This is a genomic window from Pseudoalteromonas piscicida (assembly GCF_002744175.1).
GTDB classification, from domain to species: Bacteria; Pseudomonadota; Gammaproteobacteria; order Enterobacterales; family Alteromonadaceae; genus Pseudoalteromonas; species Pseudoalteromonas piscicida_B.
This window is the reverse complement of the sequence record NZ_NKHF01000062.1, coordinates 78,011-92,443: the sequence shown is the minus strand read 5'-3', so window position 1 is coordinate 92,443 and position 14,433 is coordinate 78,011. Positions and strand designations below refer to the sequence as shown.

General features: G+C 43.8%; 13 protein-coding genes. 5 read left to right on the top strand and 8 right to left on the bottom strand.

What is annotated here, in order from left to right:
- The first annotated feature begins 49 nt into the window (after positions 1-49).
- The 4 genes from CEX98_RS13830 (at position 50) to CEX98_RS13815 (ending at position 4,391) form a co-directional block, all read left to right on the top strand.
- Positions 50-883, top strand: coding sequence for an alpha/beta hydrolase (locus CEX98_RS13830; protein WP_099642644.1), 834 nt, complete (start codon positions 50-52; stop codon positions 881-883).
- Between the two features lie 290 nt (positions 884-1,173).
- Complete coding sequence (locus tag CEX98_RS13825; protein WP_099642643.1) at positions 1,174-1,779, top strand: hypothetical protein; 606 nt, start codon at positions 1,174-1,176, stop codon at positions 1,777-1,779.
- Between the two features lie 42 nt (positions 1,780-1,821).
- Complete coding sequence (locus CEX98_RS13820) at positions 1,822-2,577, top strand: DUF3307 domain-containing protein (protein WP_099642642.1); 756 nt, start codon at positions 1,822-1,824, stop codon at positions 2,575-2,577.
- 284 nt (positions 2,578-2,861) lie between these two features.
- Positions 2,862-4,391, top strand: a complete 1,530-nt coding sequence (locus tag CEX98_RS13815; RefSeq protein ID WP_099642641.1) for an ATP-binding cassette domain-containing protein — start codon at positions 2,862-2,864, stop codon at positions 4,389-4,391.
- Between the two features lie 121 nt (positions 4,392-4,512).
- Here the strand turns inward: CEX98_RS13815 and CEX98_RS13810 are convergent, their stop codons facing one another.
- Genes CEX98_RS13810 through CEX98_RS13800 form a run of 3 tightly spaced genes read right to left on the bottom strand, consistent with a single transcriptional unit; the run spans position 4,513 to position 8,437 of the window.
- Positions 4,513-5,340, bottom strand: coding sequence for a DUF4198 domain-containing protein (locus tag CEX98_RS13810; RefSeq protein WP_099642640.1), 828 nt, complete (start codon positions 5,338-5,340; stop codon positions 4,513-4,515).
- Between the two features lie 2 nt (positions 5,341-5,342).
- Positions 5,343-6,434 (bottom strand): PepSY-associated TM helix domain-containing protein, encoded by a 1,092-nt coding sequence (locus CEX98_RS13805; protein ID WP_099642639.1) that lies wholly within the window; start codon positions 6,432-6,434, stop codon positions 5,343-5,345.
- A complete protein-coding gene (locus CEX98_RS13800; protein WP_099642638.1) occupies positions 6,434-8,437 on the bottom strand; it encodes a ligand-gated channel protein in 2,004 nt (667 codons plus the stop codon). The genes CEX98_RS13805 and CEX98_RS13800 overlap by 1 nt, the downstream gene beginning before the upstream one ends.
- Positions 8,438-8,559: 122 nt before the next feature.
- Between CEX98_RS13800 and CEX98_RS13795 the strand changes: the two genes are divergently transcribed.
- The gene (locus CEX98_RS13795) at positions 8,560-9,495 is read left to right on the top strand and encodes a LysR family transcriptional regulator (RefSeq protein WP_099642637.1); all 936 of its coding nucleotides are present in this window, start codon (positions 8,560-8,562) and stop codon (positions 9,493-9,495) included.
- 4 nt (positions 9,496-9,499) lie between these two features.
- Here the strand turns inward: CEX98_RS13795 and CEX98_RS13790 are convergent, their stop codons facing one another.
- The 5 genes from CEX98_RS13790 to betA all read right to left on the bottom strand — a co-directional run bounded on the left by CEX98_RS13790 (position 9,500) and on the right by betA (position 14,426).
- Positions 9,500-9,808 carry a cupin domain-containing protein gene (locus tag CEX98_RS13790; RefSeq protein ID WP_099642636.1) on the bottom strand — a complete coding sequence of 103 codons (309 nt, stop codon included), beginning with the start codon at positions 9,806-9,808 and terminating at the stop codon, positions 9,500-9,502.
- 391 nt (positions 9,809-10,199) lie between these two features.
- Positions 10,200-10,574, bottom strand: a complete 375-nt coding sequence (locus CEX98_RS13785; protein WP_099642635.1) for a VOC family protein — start codon at positions 10,572-10,574, stop codon at positions 10,200-10,202.
- A gap of 104 nt (positions 10,575-10,678) precedes the next feature.
- Positions 10,679-11,380, bottom strand: a complete 702-nt coding sequence (locus CEX98_RS13780; protein WP_099642634.1) for a TorF family putative porin — start codon at positions 11,378-11,380, stop codon at positions 10,679-10,681.
- A 12-nt stretch (positions 11,381-11,392) separates the two neighbouring features.
- A complete protein-coding gene (locus CEX98_RS13775) occupies positions 11,393-12,610 on the bottom strand; it encodes a choline transporter (RefSeq protein ID WP_099642633.1) in 1,218 nt (405 codons plus the stop codon).
- A 151-nt stretch (positions 12,611-12,761) separates the two neighbouring features.
- A complete protein-coding gene (gene betA / locus CEX98_RS13770) occupies positions 12,762-14,426 on the bottom strand; it encodes a choline dehydrogenase (RefSeq protein WP_099642632.1) in 1,665 nt (554 codons plus the stop codon).
- Between the last annotated feature and the right edge of the window lie 7 nt (positions 14,427-14,433).

The window sequence follows — 14,433 nt, the reverse complement described above, 5'->3', positions numbered from 1 at the left end:
TTAGTGTCCTTGAATGCTTTAAAAATAACATGAAAGAAGGAAAAGTGTGATGAAACGTTTGTTGTTTATGCCGATGTTACTCTTATTTTGTGGCTTACTGAATGCAAATGAATTACCGCAATATGCAATGCCCGGAACACAAATTGTTCCACTAAAAGATACTACTACCGACCGTCAATATGAACTCTATATCAAGCTGCCCGAGGAGTACTCAAAAGATAAAAGTTACCCAGTGATCTACTTTACCGATGCCGTATGGCACATCGAAGCGCTGTCTTCGTCAACCTTCTTTTTATTTGATGAAGTGATTCTCGTTGGTATCTCTTGGCAGAAAAATATAGACCCTACACTGCTTCTCGAAGAAGGACCTTTTGTTAGCCGCTACGCCGATTACTCTTTTACTGAATCAAAAAACGGTGAACATCAGCAAAAGTACCAATTTGGCCAAGCCAATACCCACGCGGCTTTTATTCGCAAGCAAGTTATTCAGTATGTGGAAAACAACTATTCGGTAAAACCCAATAGTCGCAGTTACTTTGGCTATTCTCTAGGTGGATTATTTGGCGCCTATATATTGCTCACCCAGCCAGATACTTTTGACAACTATATGTTAGGCAGTCCATCTGTCAGGCAACTAGATGCGTTAAAAGCACTCCCCAACTCCAAACAATCACTAAAAGGCAAAGTATTTATCTCTGTTGGTACAGAAGAACATAAACGCGCACCGCAGATCGATGCATTTATTGACTATCTAAACAGCACGCAAAGTAACGGCTTATCAGTTCATAAGACAATGCCCGATGGCACACATCAAACTGCTTTTCCAGAAACCGTAATACGCAGCATCAATTGGTTAAAGTCCATTTATGAGAGTAGTCAGTAATCAAGTGGACTCTGTGCTATCCACAACTACGGGTCAGAAATTAAAAAAGTAAAAATAAATAAAATGAGTAGCTTACATTTCAAAACCAGTAAGCCTTAGAACTGTTAATAAACGTTTATTTCTCACATAAATGGGGGCGTTATCTGCCTCCATTTATGCGTTCACTTTGGTAAAATAGTCTCACGAAAAACAAGCCTCATTGGCTGCTTGCTTTTTATCCAGCTTCATACCAAAATTGATGTAACCAATATTAGTTACTTACTAATATGTAACCAAATTAAGTTACCTTTATGACATCAATCTCTCAAGGTGCGGTGATCACAGCAGACATTGTCGGCTCCCAATCACTGTCACAATTACAACTTACAAGGCTACAAAGCGAGTTAAAAGACTACTTAGCTGAAATAGCGCTTGCAGAGCAGGGCTATTATAGTTTTTACCGAGGCGATGGCTTTCAACTTGTGTTGCCAAACGCCACGAAACTGTTCAATGTGGCGTTACGGCTACGGTTGTTTTTAATTAGCCGGCATAGCGATGCCCGACTTAGTCTCGCAATCGGGGAAGTCAATATCACAGCAGCGGACTTATCAACTGCAACAGGCGCTGCGTTGGTACTTGCGGGCCGTGGGTTAGACTCAATAGGACAATCTAGGCTCAGGTATAACAATGACAGCAACGCCCATTTTACGCTAAACCTTGCATTCGTGGATTTATTACTTTCGAACTTAACCCAAAAACAAGCCGAGGCCGCATTTATTCATATTTCACACCCTAAGTTGAGCCATGCCGATATCGCAAAGCAACTCAACACCAGCCGGGTGAATGTGACTAAATTACTCAATAGCGCACACTATGCTTTATTGGACCAATTTTTAGCAATTGCACGCTCTCACTAATAGTTGAATGCTCAACGCTTAAATTACAATGAGGTGGACTTTATGAACGAATGGCAAGTATTGTTATTGTGGTTAGTTATAGGCCACACAATTACTGACTTTTATCTTCAACCTATGAGTTGGGTGCATGACAGAAACACCCATCACTACAAGTCCATCAAGTTATTATGGCATAGTGCAGCGCACGGTGGTGTTGCACTTGCAATCATCTTGCTTTGGCAGTCGACTTTGTTTTGGGGAGCGCAGTGGAGTGCACTAGTCTTTGCGCTAGCGGTAGGTATTAGCCACTATTGTATCGACCTAGCTAAATCCTATTCTAACAAAGGTGTTATTCCCTTTGTGCTAGACCAATGTGCACACATTGCGATATTGGCAGCTGTCACTTGGCAAATTGCAGAACCAGATATTGCACTTAGTGTATTTGTAAAACCGTTTACTAATATTCAGCTATTAATCTTGATAGTGGGCTATTTAGTGATATTGCACCCCGCATCGATATTTACCAGTATGTTGCTTGAGCGTTGGCAACTCAATAATTCATCCCTTGATAGCCTACCGCAAGCAGGGAGCTTAATTGGACAGCTTGAACGTGTACTCCTGTTGAGCTGCGTATTATTAGACAGTTGGGCCGCTATAGGCTTTATTCTCGCCGCTAAATCGGTATTTCGCTTTGGAGATTTGACCCAAAGCCAAGACAGAAAGCTCACCGAATACGTGATGCTAGGCACGCTTGTCAGCGTATTTCTCGCTCTTGTGGTTGGTGCATTAGTCAAACCATTTATGCCGGTGCAGTTGTAACTTAATCAATTTAGTACCTTGACATTTAATCTCGTGCCTGCAAAATACGTGTAGGCATTATTTGCCTCTAATTTTTTGCCTCTATTTGTATTATTTCCTCATTAGGAGTTGCCATTACAATGAATAACTAAGCCCTTTGTAACTGACGAATTTATTTTTAATTTCCAGTGCAAGGCTTATGGTTATCTGTAATGCTACTCAGCTCTGTTTACAGACTCTCGTTTCTCATTGCTTTTTTGCGAGTTTTTAGCCCTTTGCACTGCTGCAACTAGGAGCATTAGTTTATGCCTAGAATACAGTTAACACATGCCGGCTTGACACTTGCCAATGGTCAGCCCTTGTTTTCAGGGGTTGACTTAACCATAGAACAACAGTTTATCGCTATTACCGGCCCTAATGGCGCAGGTAAATCGCATTTACTAAAAGCACTATCAGGAACACAGCCACTGACGACGGGAGAGCGCCACGCTCAAGGCCCACTTTTTTATTTACCACAAGATGCAGGAAGTCGGTTTAAAACGATTGCAGAAATGCTCGGCCTGAGTGAAAAGCTTGCGGCTCTGTACCGAGCACAACAAGGTGTAGCCTCAGAGGCTGACTTTGTATTAATTGACGATGACTGGCTACTAGAGTCAAGATGGCAAGCTCAGCTATCACCACTGAGCTTAACACTGGCAACCCCCTTTACAGCGCAGAGTCCTGGTGAAAGAATGCGTGCTTACCTACAAGTATTATTATCTCAGCCAGCTATTTTGCTGGTGGATGAACCAAGTAATCACATGGATCATCACAATCGACTCTGGTTAGCAAAACAACTTAAAGCACACCATCCGGGGGCCGTTGTTGTCACTCATGATCCCGTGTTACTCGAAGCGGCCGATCATATCGTGCATTTAAAGCGTACAGAGCTTAGCCATCATTCTCTAGGTTTCGATGCGTTTAGAGAAGTACTAGCCCAACAGCAAGCTCAACAGAAACAACAACACCTTATTAATCGAGCTGAACAAAAGGCGCTAAAGCAGGCTTTAGTTAGCGCAAATATGCAGCACCAAAGGCAAGAAAGTAAAGGTAAAGCCCAAGTGAGAAGCGGAAGCCAGAGTAAACTCGTGGCCGATTTTAAGTCTGATAGGGGCGCAAGAAGGCTTGCTAACCAAGCTAAAAAACTACTACAGGCGCAAGAAAATACGAAACAAAATTCGGTGTATTACAAAGAAGAAAAGTGCCAATTTCACTTTACGCCTTCAAACCTAAATAAAGAGAAGATCACTTTATGTGACGCTATATTGGCATTTGCTCAACCACAGCCGCTGAATCTGTCTACCGATACCACCCAAAGAATCAGAGTGATAGGTAAAAATGGGGCTGGAAAATCCACACTGTTAAAAACTATCGCAGGAAAACTGAGTTTGCAACAAGGCAATATTCAACGTCCCTCAACCTGTATTTACCTAGACCAACATTGCTCTTGGTTCAACCCAAACGATACGCTAATAGAGATAGCTGAGCGTTTATTGCATAAGCCAAAAAATGAGATCATGACTAGTTTTGCAAGCATTGGGATCCGCGCGTCGCAAGTAACATTACCTATTGCGCAACTTAGTGGTGGGGAGAAGATGAAAGCCGCGATCGTCATCGCGATACAACTTCAAGGTTTTTTGTTGCTTGATGAACCTGATAATCACCTCGACCTTGAGACACAGCAAGAACTTGCTACACTGCTCAACCAACTTCCAAGCGGGTTTATGTTGGTCAGTCACAATGCCTTTTTCTGTGCTCAACTCAACAATATAAAAGCATTACGATTACTAGAGTGAATTGGCAGGAAGAAAGGGGGAGGAAGGAACGCCTCCCCCTTTGGCACTTAGTGGCGTCTCTGTTATGACCACTAAATTCGAGAACTTGAAACAGTGATGTGCTTCAAGCTACAAAAAGATATTAAAGCGGAAGTACCTCGAGGGTAGTAACATAGCTGCCAGCACGTTTCGTTGCAGGTGCTTGCGCTTTGTTATCTTGATATTCCACTTCAAACCAATACATACCTGGCTCAGCTAATGTTAAGGTCACTTCACCTTTGGCATTGGTCGTAAATTTACTTGGTTGGCTGTTATCACGATATTTTTCATCTTGACGTACCACAATCACTTCCGCCCCTTCAGCAGGTTCGCCATCCATAGTGTATTGCAGTGTGATTGGCTCGCCTGTGTATAAATCATTCGGATGAGAGATCGGGTTCAGTTCGAGCCCTTTACCAGTCGGCTTCAGCGCTGTTTTATTCGGTGCGCCTAAAGTAACAAACACCTCTAACCTTCTTGCGACATCAGTAACGCTCAAGTTTTTTGCAGTTTTTGGTACTTCTTTGTTAAAGGCTTCTACTGAGCCAATCTTTCCGCGTCCCGGCCAATAGTGCTTTTCACCGTTTTCATCAGTCCAACGCGCTACCAGCGAACGGCTTTGATTAAACACTTTATAAGTACCTTGCTGGTTCAGCTCAATATCGAAAACACTACGATACTTCAGCTTTGCAGCATGCTGCAGCTCAACATCAGCTCCCGTTGGGGATACCGCAGATAAACGCGCCAATGGGTAAGCATAGTGATCTGGGTTAAAGATCCCATTAGCAATGGCAGCATCAAAGGTGATCCATTCGCTATCACCAGATACAACTGTAGCACTGGGCTTGATCCAAACTCGATGCGCTTCACTCAGGGGGCTATATGCTGCTAAGGCGATTAATACACCAGAAACTAAAGTAGAAATTTTCACGATTAAGGCTCCATTGTTAATATTGTTGTGGCAAGCTCAGACTTACCCTCTGCAATCACAGTGACTGGTGCTTTAATAGGTAATGTCACTGGTAACTTTAGTACTTCTCTGCCGCCAAGCTCGCGCGCAGCCTCGACAAATAGCGTATACTCACCGGCAGGTAACGCTTTGAACTCATCTTGCCAAGGGGTTAAATCAATCTTTGCTGTTCCAGGACGTCTGGTTGCGCCGGTTACGCCATCGATTGGCATCGACAAACTGCGGCCACTTCTGCGCCACCAAAGGCGTAAATCTTTTAGCCACTTTTCACCTTCTTTATCGGCCATATTGACGTCGTACCACACCGCAATGTCAGCAACGCGCTGCTGCTTAGCGTCAGCCAACCACACCGCAACGTAGGGAGGGTGATACTCGGCCACTTTTAATCTTGGGATAGTGATCTCTAGCTCATCGGCTTTTGCATGAGCAGGCACCATTAACACTAAAACAGGTAAAACAAACCCAGCAGCAACCAGCGGCCAAGTCGACTTACGACCTCGAGAGTGCTTGTATAAAAGCCATAAGCCTGTGAGTGAAAACACTACACAAGCAACTGAAAAAACATCAATAAACATACGCCATGCAAACCCTGTATTGCGTCCTTTGTGAAGATCGTTGAGATAAGATATCCAACCACGATCCGTGATCTCTTGATAAAACTCACCGCTATCAAGAGCGATACTAAACCAGCCATCGCCACCAGCTCTTGGCAAAGCGACATACAACTCATATTCGCTCCACTGCACTTGTTGCAATGGAGGCAAGGAGTTACCTGTATGTGATTGATACCAAGACTGAAAGCTATGTGGCAGCTCAGTTCGCTCGGCAGCCGCATTAAGCTGAGTAAGCAAAGCTGCCGGTAACACTGCTTCTTTTGAGTAAGTCGTTGGCGTCGCTTCTATTTGGCTGGCATGGTTCAACGTGATCCCAGTCACCGCAAATAACAACATACCCACTAAACAAACAGCAGAGCTCATCCAATGCCAAGTGCGCCAATCAAAGAGCTTCTTAAGTCGCCGATTCGACGACTTACTACTAACGCGTGATCGCGTCATTAAAAACTCCAGCCCAGAGAAGCCCAATAGCGACGGCCATCTTCAATGTAGCCATATTCCTCTAGCGTAATTTCTTCGTCGAAGAGGTTGTAAACGCCAAAGCCAAGTTTAATAGCCTCATTAAGCTGGTAATTTGCGCCAAAGTCAGTCAGGTTATATGAAGGTGCCACCAAACTTCTTCTCGAAGGCCCAGTCACAGGCTGGCTCTCTTCACCACGATAGTGGAAGCGTAACCAAGTACTTAACTCATCAGAGTGCTGGTAGTTAAGCGATGTTTGGAACAAATGCTTAGGGAGTTGATTAAGTGGGTTGCCAGCATATGCGCCTGTTTTTTGTTCTGAATCTGTGTAGGTATAGTTGGCACTAAGCTTTAGCTTTTCTGTTAATTGACCAGAGAAACTGATCTCACCACCTTGGGTTACCGCCTCATCAACATTGACATAAGTTGTTGGTAATGAGCCAAACTGGTTCGGGCCGTCTGTACACTTGCTCAGAGGGCAAGATACTCGCGAGATTTTATCGTCAAACTCGTTGTAGAATACCGTTGCTGATGTGTTGATACCTTTGGCGAGCTCAACGTATAAACCAAGCTCATAGTTTAGCGACGTTTCAGGATTTAATTCTGGGTTACCGTAGATATTGCCACCACGGCTTATTTGTCCCCAAGCCGCAGTACTTTGACGCAAATTAGGTGCTCTAAAGCCAGTTGAGACACCTCCTTTAACGGTTACCGTATCAGAGGCAGTAAACACACCATACAAACGTGGACTAACATGGCCACCAAAATTACCGTCTTTGTCGTAACGTAGACCCATTGTCAACGCAAAAGGCTCAACAATACGCCATTCATCTTCGGCAAACACTGACCACTGGTCGTTATCCACTTGTTGCAGATCGCTAATACGGTTGCTGGTTTTATCCGTTAAATCTTCATTTAGGTAAGCTACGCCAATGGAGCTGTTATGAGCATCACCTAACGGTAAAGTCCAAAGCGACTGGAAATCCAAGTTTTTAACTGTCATATCACGGGCTTTGTTATCAAACTCTTCGTGCTTTAGATAACTACGCGAACTACCAAAAGACCAATAACCATTGTGCGTCAAAGAAATTGACTCACTATCGTATTCGGTTGTTGTCGACTCAGGGCAACCGCGACGACCACACTTTTCACCTGGGGCCAGCGCTGCCACGGTTTTTCCCAAAGTTGAATCTAAAGTTTGTGAGGCTATGCCGTAGTCCAGTAGCCATTCGTGAGCCTCTGAAGGCGTATAAGCCAGTTTGACTTTTAATGTATTGGCCTCACGACCTCTGAAACCAGAAACAATCTGGTCTTCATCACGATGCGTGGTTTGACCGTAAATCTGTATGCCCAATGTATCTTTAATCAGCGAACCTGCGGTAAAAAAGTTAGCTTGGTAAATATCACCAGACTTGCTATTTTCTTGAGTCGTTGCGTCCACTCTCACTTCACCGTGCCACTCGTCAGGCGCTTTTTTGGTAATGATGTTAATTACACCACCAATGGCATCAGAGCCGTAGAGTGAAGACATTGGGCCGCGTACCACTTCGATACGTTTAATCGCAGCAACAGGAGGAGTCCATGCCCCTTCGACGCCTGGGCCGTCACTATTTGGCCGAGTTTCACGCGAACTTTGTCTTTGCCCATCGACTAAGATAAGCGTGTACTGACTACCCATACCACGAAGGCTAATATCTTCCCTGTCTCCGCCTCCTGTTACTACAACACCGGGAACATCTGTCATCGCATCCGTCAAATCGCGGTAGAAGCGTTGCTGCAGTGCTTCTTGGTCGATAACGCTGACCGATGCAGGCGCATTTTTAAGTAACTGCTCAAAACCAGAAGCAGATACAACAATGACTTCGACCTCTTCATTTGTTTTCTTTTTTGCATCATTTCCATCGACTTGAGCAAATGAAGAAAAAGGCAGAGCTGCGGCAACAGCTAAAGAGAGTGGCGCCAAACTACGACAGGCCATCAACATCAAGAAACCTCCATGATAGAATACAAGATAAATAACAATTATTTTCATTTGTAATGGTATGATGATTGCGTATTTTGGAGCAATGCGGTTTTTCTTAAAGGTATTTTTAGCAGGTCTTAACAATGAATCAGAAATTGACGCGCGGACTTAGCGTGTTCGCCAAAACAGTAGAAGCCGGTAGTATGAGTAAAGCTGCTGAGTTATTACATATGACAACATCGGCCGTGAGCCAGCAGATCAGTAAGTTAGAGCAAGACATTGGGCTTGGCCTGTTTAACCGTAATACCCGCAGCCTCACGTTAACCGAAGCAGGTTCTATCTATTACAAGTCTGCAATACAAATACTGCAAACCGCGAAGCAGGCCGAACATGAGCTTGAACTATTGCAACACACACCTTCAGGTATCTTGAAGATTTCAGCCCCTATTGGCTTTGGTGGTGGGCTACTCAGTAAGCCGTTGCGTTACTTGAGTGAGCAGTTTCCACAAATAAAAGTTGACTTACTCCTCACCGACGAGCCCATCGATATTATTACGGAAGGTGTTGATTTAGCCATCTGTATAGGCCCTTTACAGGACTCAAATCTTATTGCCCGCCACCTTGCCGATTGGCAGCTTATTCCTTGTGTAAGCTGCCATCACCCGATGGCAAAGTTACATATTGAACACCCTGACAGCTTAGCGCCACATCCTTTAATAGGCCACTCAAGCCACAAGCAATCCCCATATAACTTGAGCCACCAGCAAACTCATGAAAAAGCCACGTTGCCTACTGCCCGCTTTATGGTCAATAATATGCAGGCTTGTATTCAGCTTACCTTAGATGGTATTGGTTACGGTATATTGCCAGAGCCAGAGATCAGGCATCACTTGTCTTCAGGAAGGTTAAAACGTCTATGCGTAAATTGGTCATTAGGAAAATACAGCGTCTATGCTGTGACGCCACACCGAGACACGGTGGCTGCTAAAACTACAGCTGCAATCGAGAGCTTAAAGGAGTGGTTTACTCAAGTTTCCAACGACCAACAAGTCTTTGTTGGTGACTTTAGTTATATTTAAGGTGTCAGTAAAAGATGGCAAGCCAAACGGTAGGCCCCTTGGTGTCGGTATAGCTTACCTTATGTTTGTGATGCGCGGGAATATTAATGCAGTCTCCAGCATGCAACCTGACTTTTTTACCATCGTCAAAGGTTATTTCGCCACAGCCTTGTAACACTAATACCCACTCATTTTCATCTTGATCATAATACCCTTCACGGGGGGAAGTATGGCCATCAGAAACAATGCGTTCAATTCTTACGTTGGTGTGGGTTAATAGGGTTTCAAATACTTCTTTATCCAAGTTTTTGGGCAATTCAGAGAGCAGATTCATCGCACGTTACCTAGAAATGAGTGAGTTGAAAATAAGCGTGAAATAATTTGCCGCAACAGCACATCCATTTATCTGGCAGCGGCAAATTGGGAGAATGTTACAACTAGACCAATAACAGTGTTTGCTCTGTGATTCTAGTCACTATAAAAGTTACACAAACCGCACCGTTTTGTAAATAAAAAATTAACACAAAATGAACGGCTAATATTACACACACCAATATAGTTAACTCATCTAGTCCTTGTTGGTAGTAAGCTATTTGAGGCTAAGAAGCGTTTAAGCACTCGTTACGATAGACAATAGTGATTGATGTTACTAGTACCCAATTTGGCTGATACACAGGTATTTGACTATTATCGCTTCAAATTAATGGGAGTATGAAAACGACATATTAAAGCTCAACGCGCCAAGGCGGGTTGTGGCGGTTATTTCCAGCCCAATAAAGTTTAATTTTGTTTCCTGCTGGGTCTAGCAACACGGCTTCACGCCACAGGTAAGGTTGATCCATTGGCGTTTGTTCAAACAAGATTCCTTTGCCTTGAAGTTCAGTAACCCACTCATCCAACTGCTCGTGCTCAAAGTAAATCACGGCCCCATTGTGAATTGGTGGTGTAGCCAACGACAGAGAGAAAGTGGCGTTGCCCTCAGGGCACTCAAAGCGAGCATAATGGGGCGTATCCACTATTTGACTAAACCCTAGCGCTCGATAGAATTGACAAGCTGCGACCATATCATCGACAGGCAATGTGACCTGATTGAGGTTCATGAGTGTATTATTCCTGTGTGCTTTTTAAACATTCTGCCTTAAACGCAAAAAAATACCAGCCTAGATTATAGGCTGGTATTACTGTCATCACACCTTAGTGATAATTACAGGTCGAAGGTTCTCGACACAGAAAGCACGATACGCTCATCAGCCGTATCCCAGTCTAGACTGGTGTTTTCCGCAGCTACTTCGACATCAAATCCTTTAAATGCAGTTTGGTAAGCAAGGCGATAGTGGTTATAAGACTTATCATTACCATCCCATAAGTACTTATCACCATCCAATGAGTTAGAAATATCAAAACTAGCTCTTAGTGCATGGCCCTCTGCGATTTCAAAAGTATGCGCTACCATCGCAATCGTGTGGCCAGCTTCTGTACCAAAGTAGTCCCAGCTATACCAAAAGTTAAACTCGGTTTGACCAAACTCGCTGGCGTAACCAAATTTAGTGTAGATCTCAGGGTAGTTACCGTCACTTGAGTCATCACCACCATGGTAGGAGTAATACGCAATACCATAGTCGACGCTCCAGCTTTGGTTCAGCTCGACAAAGCGACCAACGTAAAAGTCCCACTCTAGATCTGTGTCACCACCAAAATCGACATTAGACGCCCAGCTTCCAGCATATACACCATTTGAAAAGGCTTTATCTATACTGCCTTGCAAAGCAGGGTCGTTTTGGGTTTGACTCACACCGTTGAAGGTATAATCAGATACACCCGTTAGTGTTGCTGACCAGTCGGCCAATGCACAATTAGATGCTAGTACAAGTGGTAATGCACAAAGAGTTTTCTTTAAAGTTGTCATTTAGTTGTATCCCTAGTTTACTGATTCAATTTTTCTAAAGTCGATAAGGTTGTCTTTTGGCGAGCTATCTATCTTGCTCACGGTTTTATACTTGCTGTAGGCAATATAACCAAAGCAAGAAAAGAACAAGCCTATGACTAATGCACCAACCCATTGGATCTGTAAGAAGTTAAGTTTAAATAACAGCGTAAGCAGAGATAACGCTACGATATTAAATAAAATATAGTTTCTTTTTCCCAAACGGCTAACTGTCAGGTTAAGATTATCTGTATACAGGCGAATTAATGAGTCCAGCGAGTTAATCACAAACACCACGCCTACAAACACCATCGCAAAGTTTTTAATGCCAGTGGTTGGGATCCCAGCTTCATGGTAGTGGTAAAGCACGCCAAACCACGCTGCAATCGGGATCGATGGGAAAATTAACATTGCTGCTAGAACTTGATAAGTTTTCAAGCCGCCCACAAAACGCGATGTAAACTGTCCAATCATAATGCTCCACGCAAACCACCAAAATAGATAAAACTCGTGATAGTCGTTAAGTGGTAGTACAAACTGGTCGATATTGGCAAAGTATCCGCCGATCAATGCCAAGTTATTGGTATAGCTCGACATAGCACTGTCACCAAAGACAAACGCTGACGCCCACATAAAGGCGATTAAACCGATAAATACCCATGTCGTCGTGATACTTAAAAAACGCACGTACTTAAGGCTAGTGCTCGAGTAAACCGCAAAAGCGATAGCCGCAAACACAATCAGGTAGAAACTAGGAATAATCGACTCACCGTCGCCTAAACTAGGTAAATACCAAGGTAGGTTAGACAGCAATAAGAATGCAGTAAACGCACATGTACCGATAATAACTAGGTTATTAATGAATTTAACCCAAGGAATTTCAAAGAATTTCACTTTGGGCTCTATTACGCAGAAATAAAAGCACGTAAGAAAGTAGAACCCCCAGATTAAAAATCCCCAAAAGCCAAACTCTATGGCCAGCGGATTAGTAAATGCATACTCTGGGCTTGCTTTTATGTCTGCGTAACCCGCAAACTCCGTAAGCGGAAACATGATCAGGCCAACGTCGAGGCCAGAAGTAAATAAGATTGCAATAAAAGTGAACGTTTTAACCGGTGTAACACCAACGCACTGTAAATTCCCCCACTTCAATAAAATAAAGGCAATTGCCAATAGGGTGAAAATGATGCCTGCACTAAGCCATACTGTCATTGTCACCCTCCCAAAATTGATAGAAGTAACTCATTTTTTCTCCGTTGTTTTTATTTACATTATTCCCGCATTAATGCAGTGCAAACAATTTGCACTGCATGCCACTGCAGGCCTCATATGGGGCACGAACTTTCCCATACGAGTGGCGAAACTACATCTCCGAACTACGTTGAACTTGTTGCCAGTTTTGTGTCATGGCAACGTTTGCTCCCTCAGTTGCCAGTGGCGGATTGTCTAAAATCATGTCCGCCGCTTTTTCCGCAACCATGATGGTTGGGGCATTGAGGTTGCCATTAGGAATGGTTGGGAAGATAGATGAATCCACAACGCGTAGCCCTTTAACACCGCGCACGCGGGTCTGTGAGTCTACGACAGCCATTTCATCTTCTCCCATTTTGCAAGAGCAAGAAGGGTGATAAGCACTTTCTACCGCTTGACGCACAAAGGCATCAATTTCTTCATCGGTTTGGATATGCTCACCAGGTTGGATCTCGCTCTGTCTAAAGTCTTCAAACGCACTTTGCTCGATGATTTCACGAGTCAACCTAACACAAGCTCTAAAGCCTTCAATATCTTCTTGTTCAGCTAGGTAGTTAAACTGTATTTTAGGTGCAACCGTTGGATCTGCTGACTTAATCGTTACTTCACCACGGCTCTTTGGTTTATTGTGACCAACATGAACTTGGAAGCCATGACCAGCAAATGCACTTTTGCCATCGTAGCGAATTGCTGCTGGTAAAAAATGGTACTGAAGATCTGGCCACTCAACGCCCGCTTTTGAACGAATAAAGGCACAAGATTCAAAATGGTTTGTAGCCCCAAGACCTGACTTGTCAAGCAGCCATCTAGCCCCAATCAGCCCCTTAGAAATCAATCCTAATTTGCCATTTAAGGTAATAGGTTGCTTACATTTATACTGGAAATAAAACTCTAAGTGGTCTTGAAGGTTTTTACCCACTCCAGGTAAGTGATGTTTCACTTCAACGCCTGCGGCAGTCAACGCTTCTTTATCACCGATACCAGACAACTGTAATAAGTGCGGTGAACCGATTGAACCCGCGCTCAAAATGACTTCTTTTGCAGCAGTCGCTGTTTTGAGAGTACCCTTAACGCTGTACTCAACACCGGTTGCAACTTTGTCTTCTAGCAACACTTTTTGTACCAGTGCTCCCGTTACAATTGTCAGGTTGCTACGGTGTTTAATTGGGTCTAAATAGGCGCGACTTGATGAACAACGCTTACCATCTTTTACGGTCATATGCATTGGGCCAAAGCCTTCTTGCTGCTCACCGTTATAGTCTTTGGTAAATGCATAACCGGCCTGCTCTCCTGCGCTAATAAAGGCGCGATAGAGCGGGTTTGCCATTTCATTACCATTGTTGGTGCCAAGTGGACCTTTCTCGCCACGGTATTCGTCGCCACCTAGATACCAAGACTCAGCACGCTTAAAGTAAGGCAAACAAGATTGGTAATCCCAGCCTTCTGCACCGTGATCTTGCCACTCATCAAAATCCTTAGCATGACCACGAACGTACACCATACCATTGATTGACGATGAGCCACCGAGTACCTTGCCACGTGGACAATGCATAACACGATTGTCTAAATACGGTTCAGGTTCTGTATGAAACTGCCAAGCGTATTTATCGGTATTCATTGGAATAGATAACGCCGTTGGCATCTGAATAAAAATACTTTTATCGCTACCGCCCGTTTCGAGCAGTAATACTTTGTGAGCAGGATTTTCCGACAAACGGTTTGCCAGCACACAGCCCGCAGAACCGGCCCCTACGATAATATAGTCAAAATCAGTCATAGTACTC

Bases quoted from the DNA above. Each gene is read 5' to 3' on its own strand.
- CEX98_RS13830 (WP_099642644.1), top strand. From the start codon at position 50: ATGAAACGTTTGTTGTTTATGCCGATGTTACTCTTATTTTGTGGCTTA.
- CEX98_RS13825 (WP_099642643.1), top strand. From the start codon at position 1,174: ATGACATCAATCTCTCAAGGTGCGGTGATCACAGCAGACATTGTCGGC.
- CEX98_RS13820 (WP_099642642.1), top strand. From the start codon at position 1,822: ATGAACGAATGGCAAGTATTGTTATTGTGGTTAGTTATAGGCCACACA.
- CEX98_RS13815 (WP_099642641.1), top strand. From the start codon at position 2,862: ATGCCTAGAATACAGTTAACACATGCCGGCTTGACACTTGCCAATGGT.
- CEX98_RS13805 (WP_099642639.1), bottom strand. From the start codon at position 6,434: ATGACGCGATCACGCGTTAGTAGTAAGTCGTCGAATCGGCGACTTAAG.
- CEX98_RS13800 (WP_099642638.1), bottom strand. From the start codon at position 8,437: ATGTTGATGGCCTGTCGTAGTTTGGCGCCACTCTCTTTAGCTGTTGCC.
- CEX98_RS13795 (WP_099642637.1), top strand. From the start codon at position 8,560: ATGAATCAGAAATTGACGCGCGGACTTAGCGTGTTCGCCAAAACAGTA.
- CEX98_RS13790 (WP_099642636.1), bottom strand. From the start codon at position 9,808: ATGAATCTGCTCTCTGAATTGCCCAAAAACTTGGATAAAGAAGTATTT.
- CEX98_RS13785 (WP_099642635.1), bottom strand. From the start codon at position 10,574: ATGAACCTCAATCAGGTCACATTGCCTGTCGATGATATGGTCGCAGCT.
- CEX98_RS13780 (WP_099642634.1), bottom strand. From the start codon at position 11,380: ATGACAACTTTAAAGAAAACTCTTTGTGCATTACCACTTGTACTAGCA.
- CEX98_RS13775 (WP_099642633.1), bottom strand. From the start codon at position 12,610: ATGACAGTATGGCTTAGTGCAGGCATCATTTTCACCCTATTGGCAATT.
- betA (WP_099642632.1), bottom strand. From the start codon at position 14,426: ATGACTGATTTTGACTATATTATCGTAGGGGCCGGTTCTGCGGGCTGT.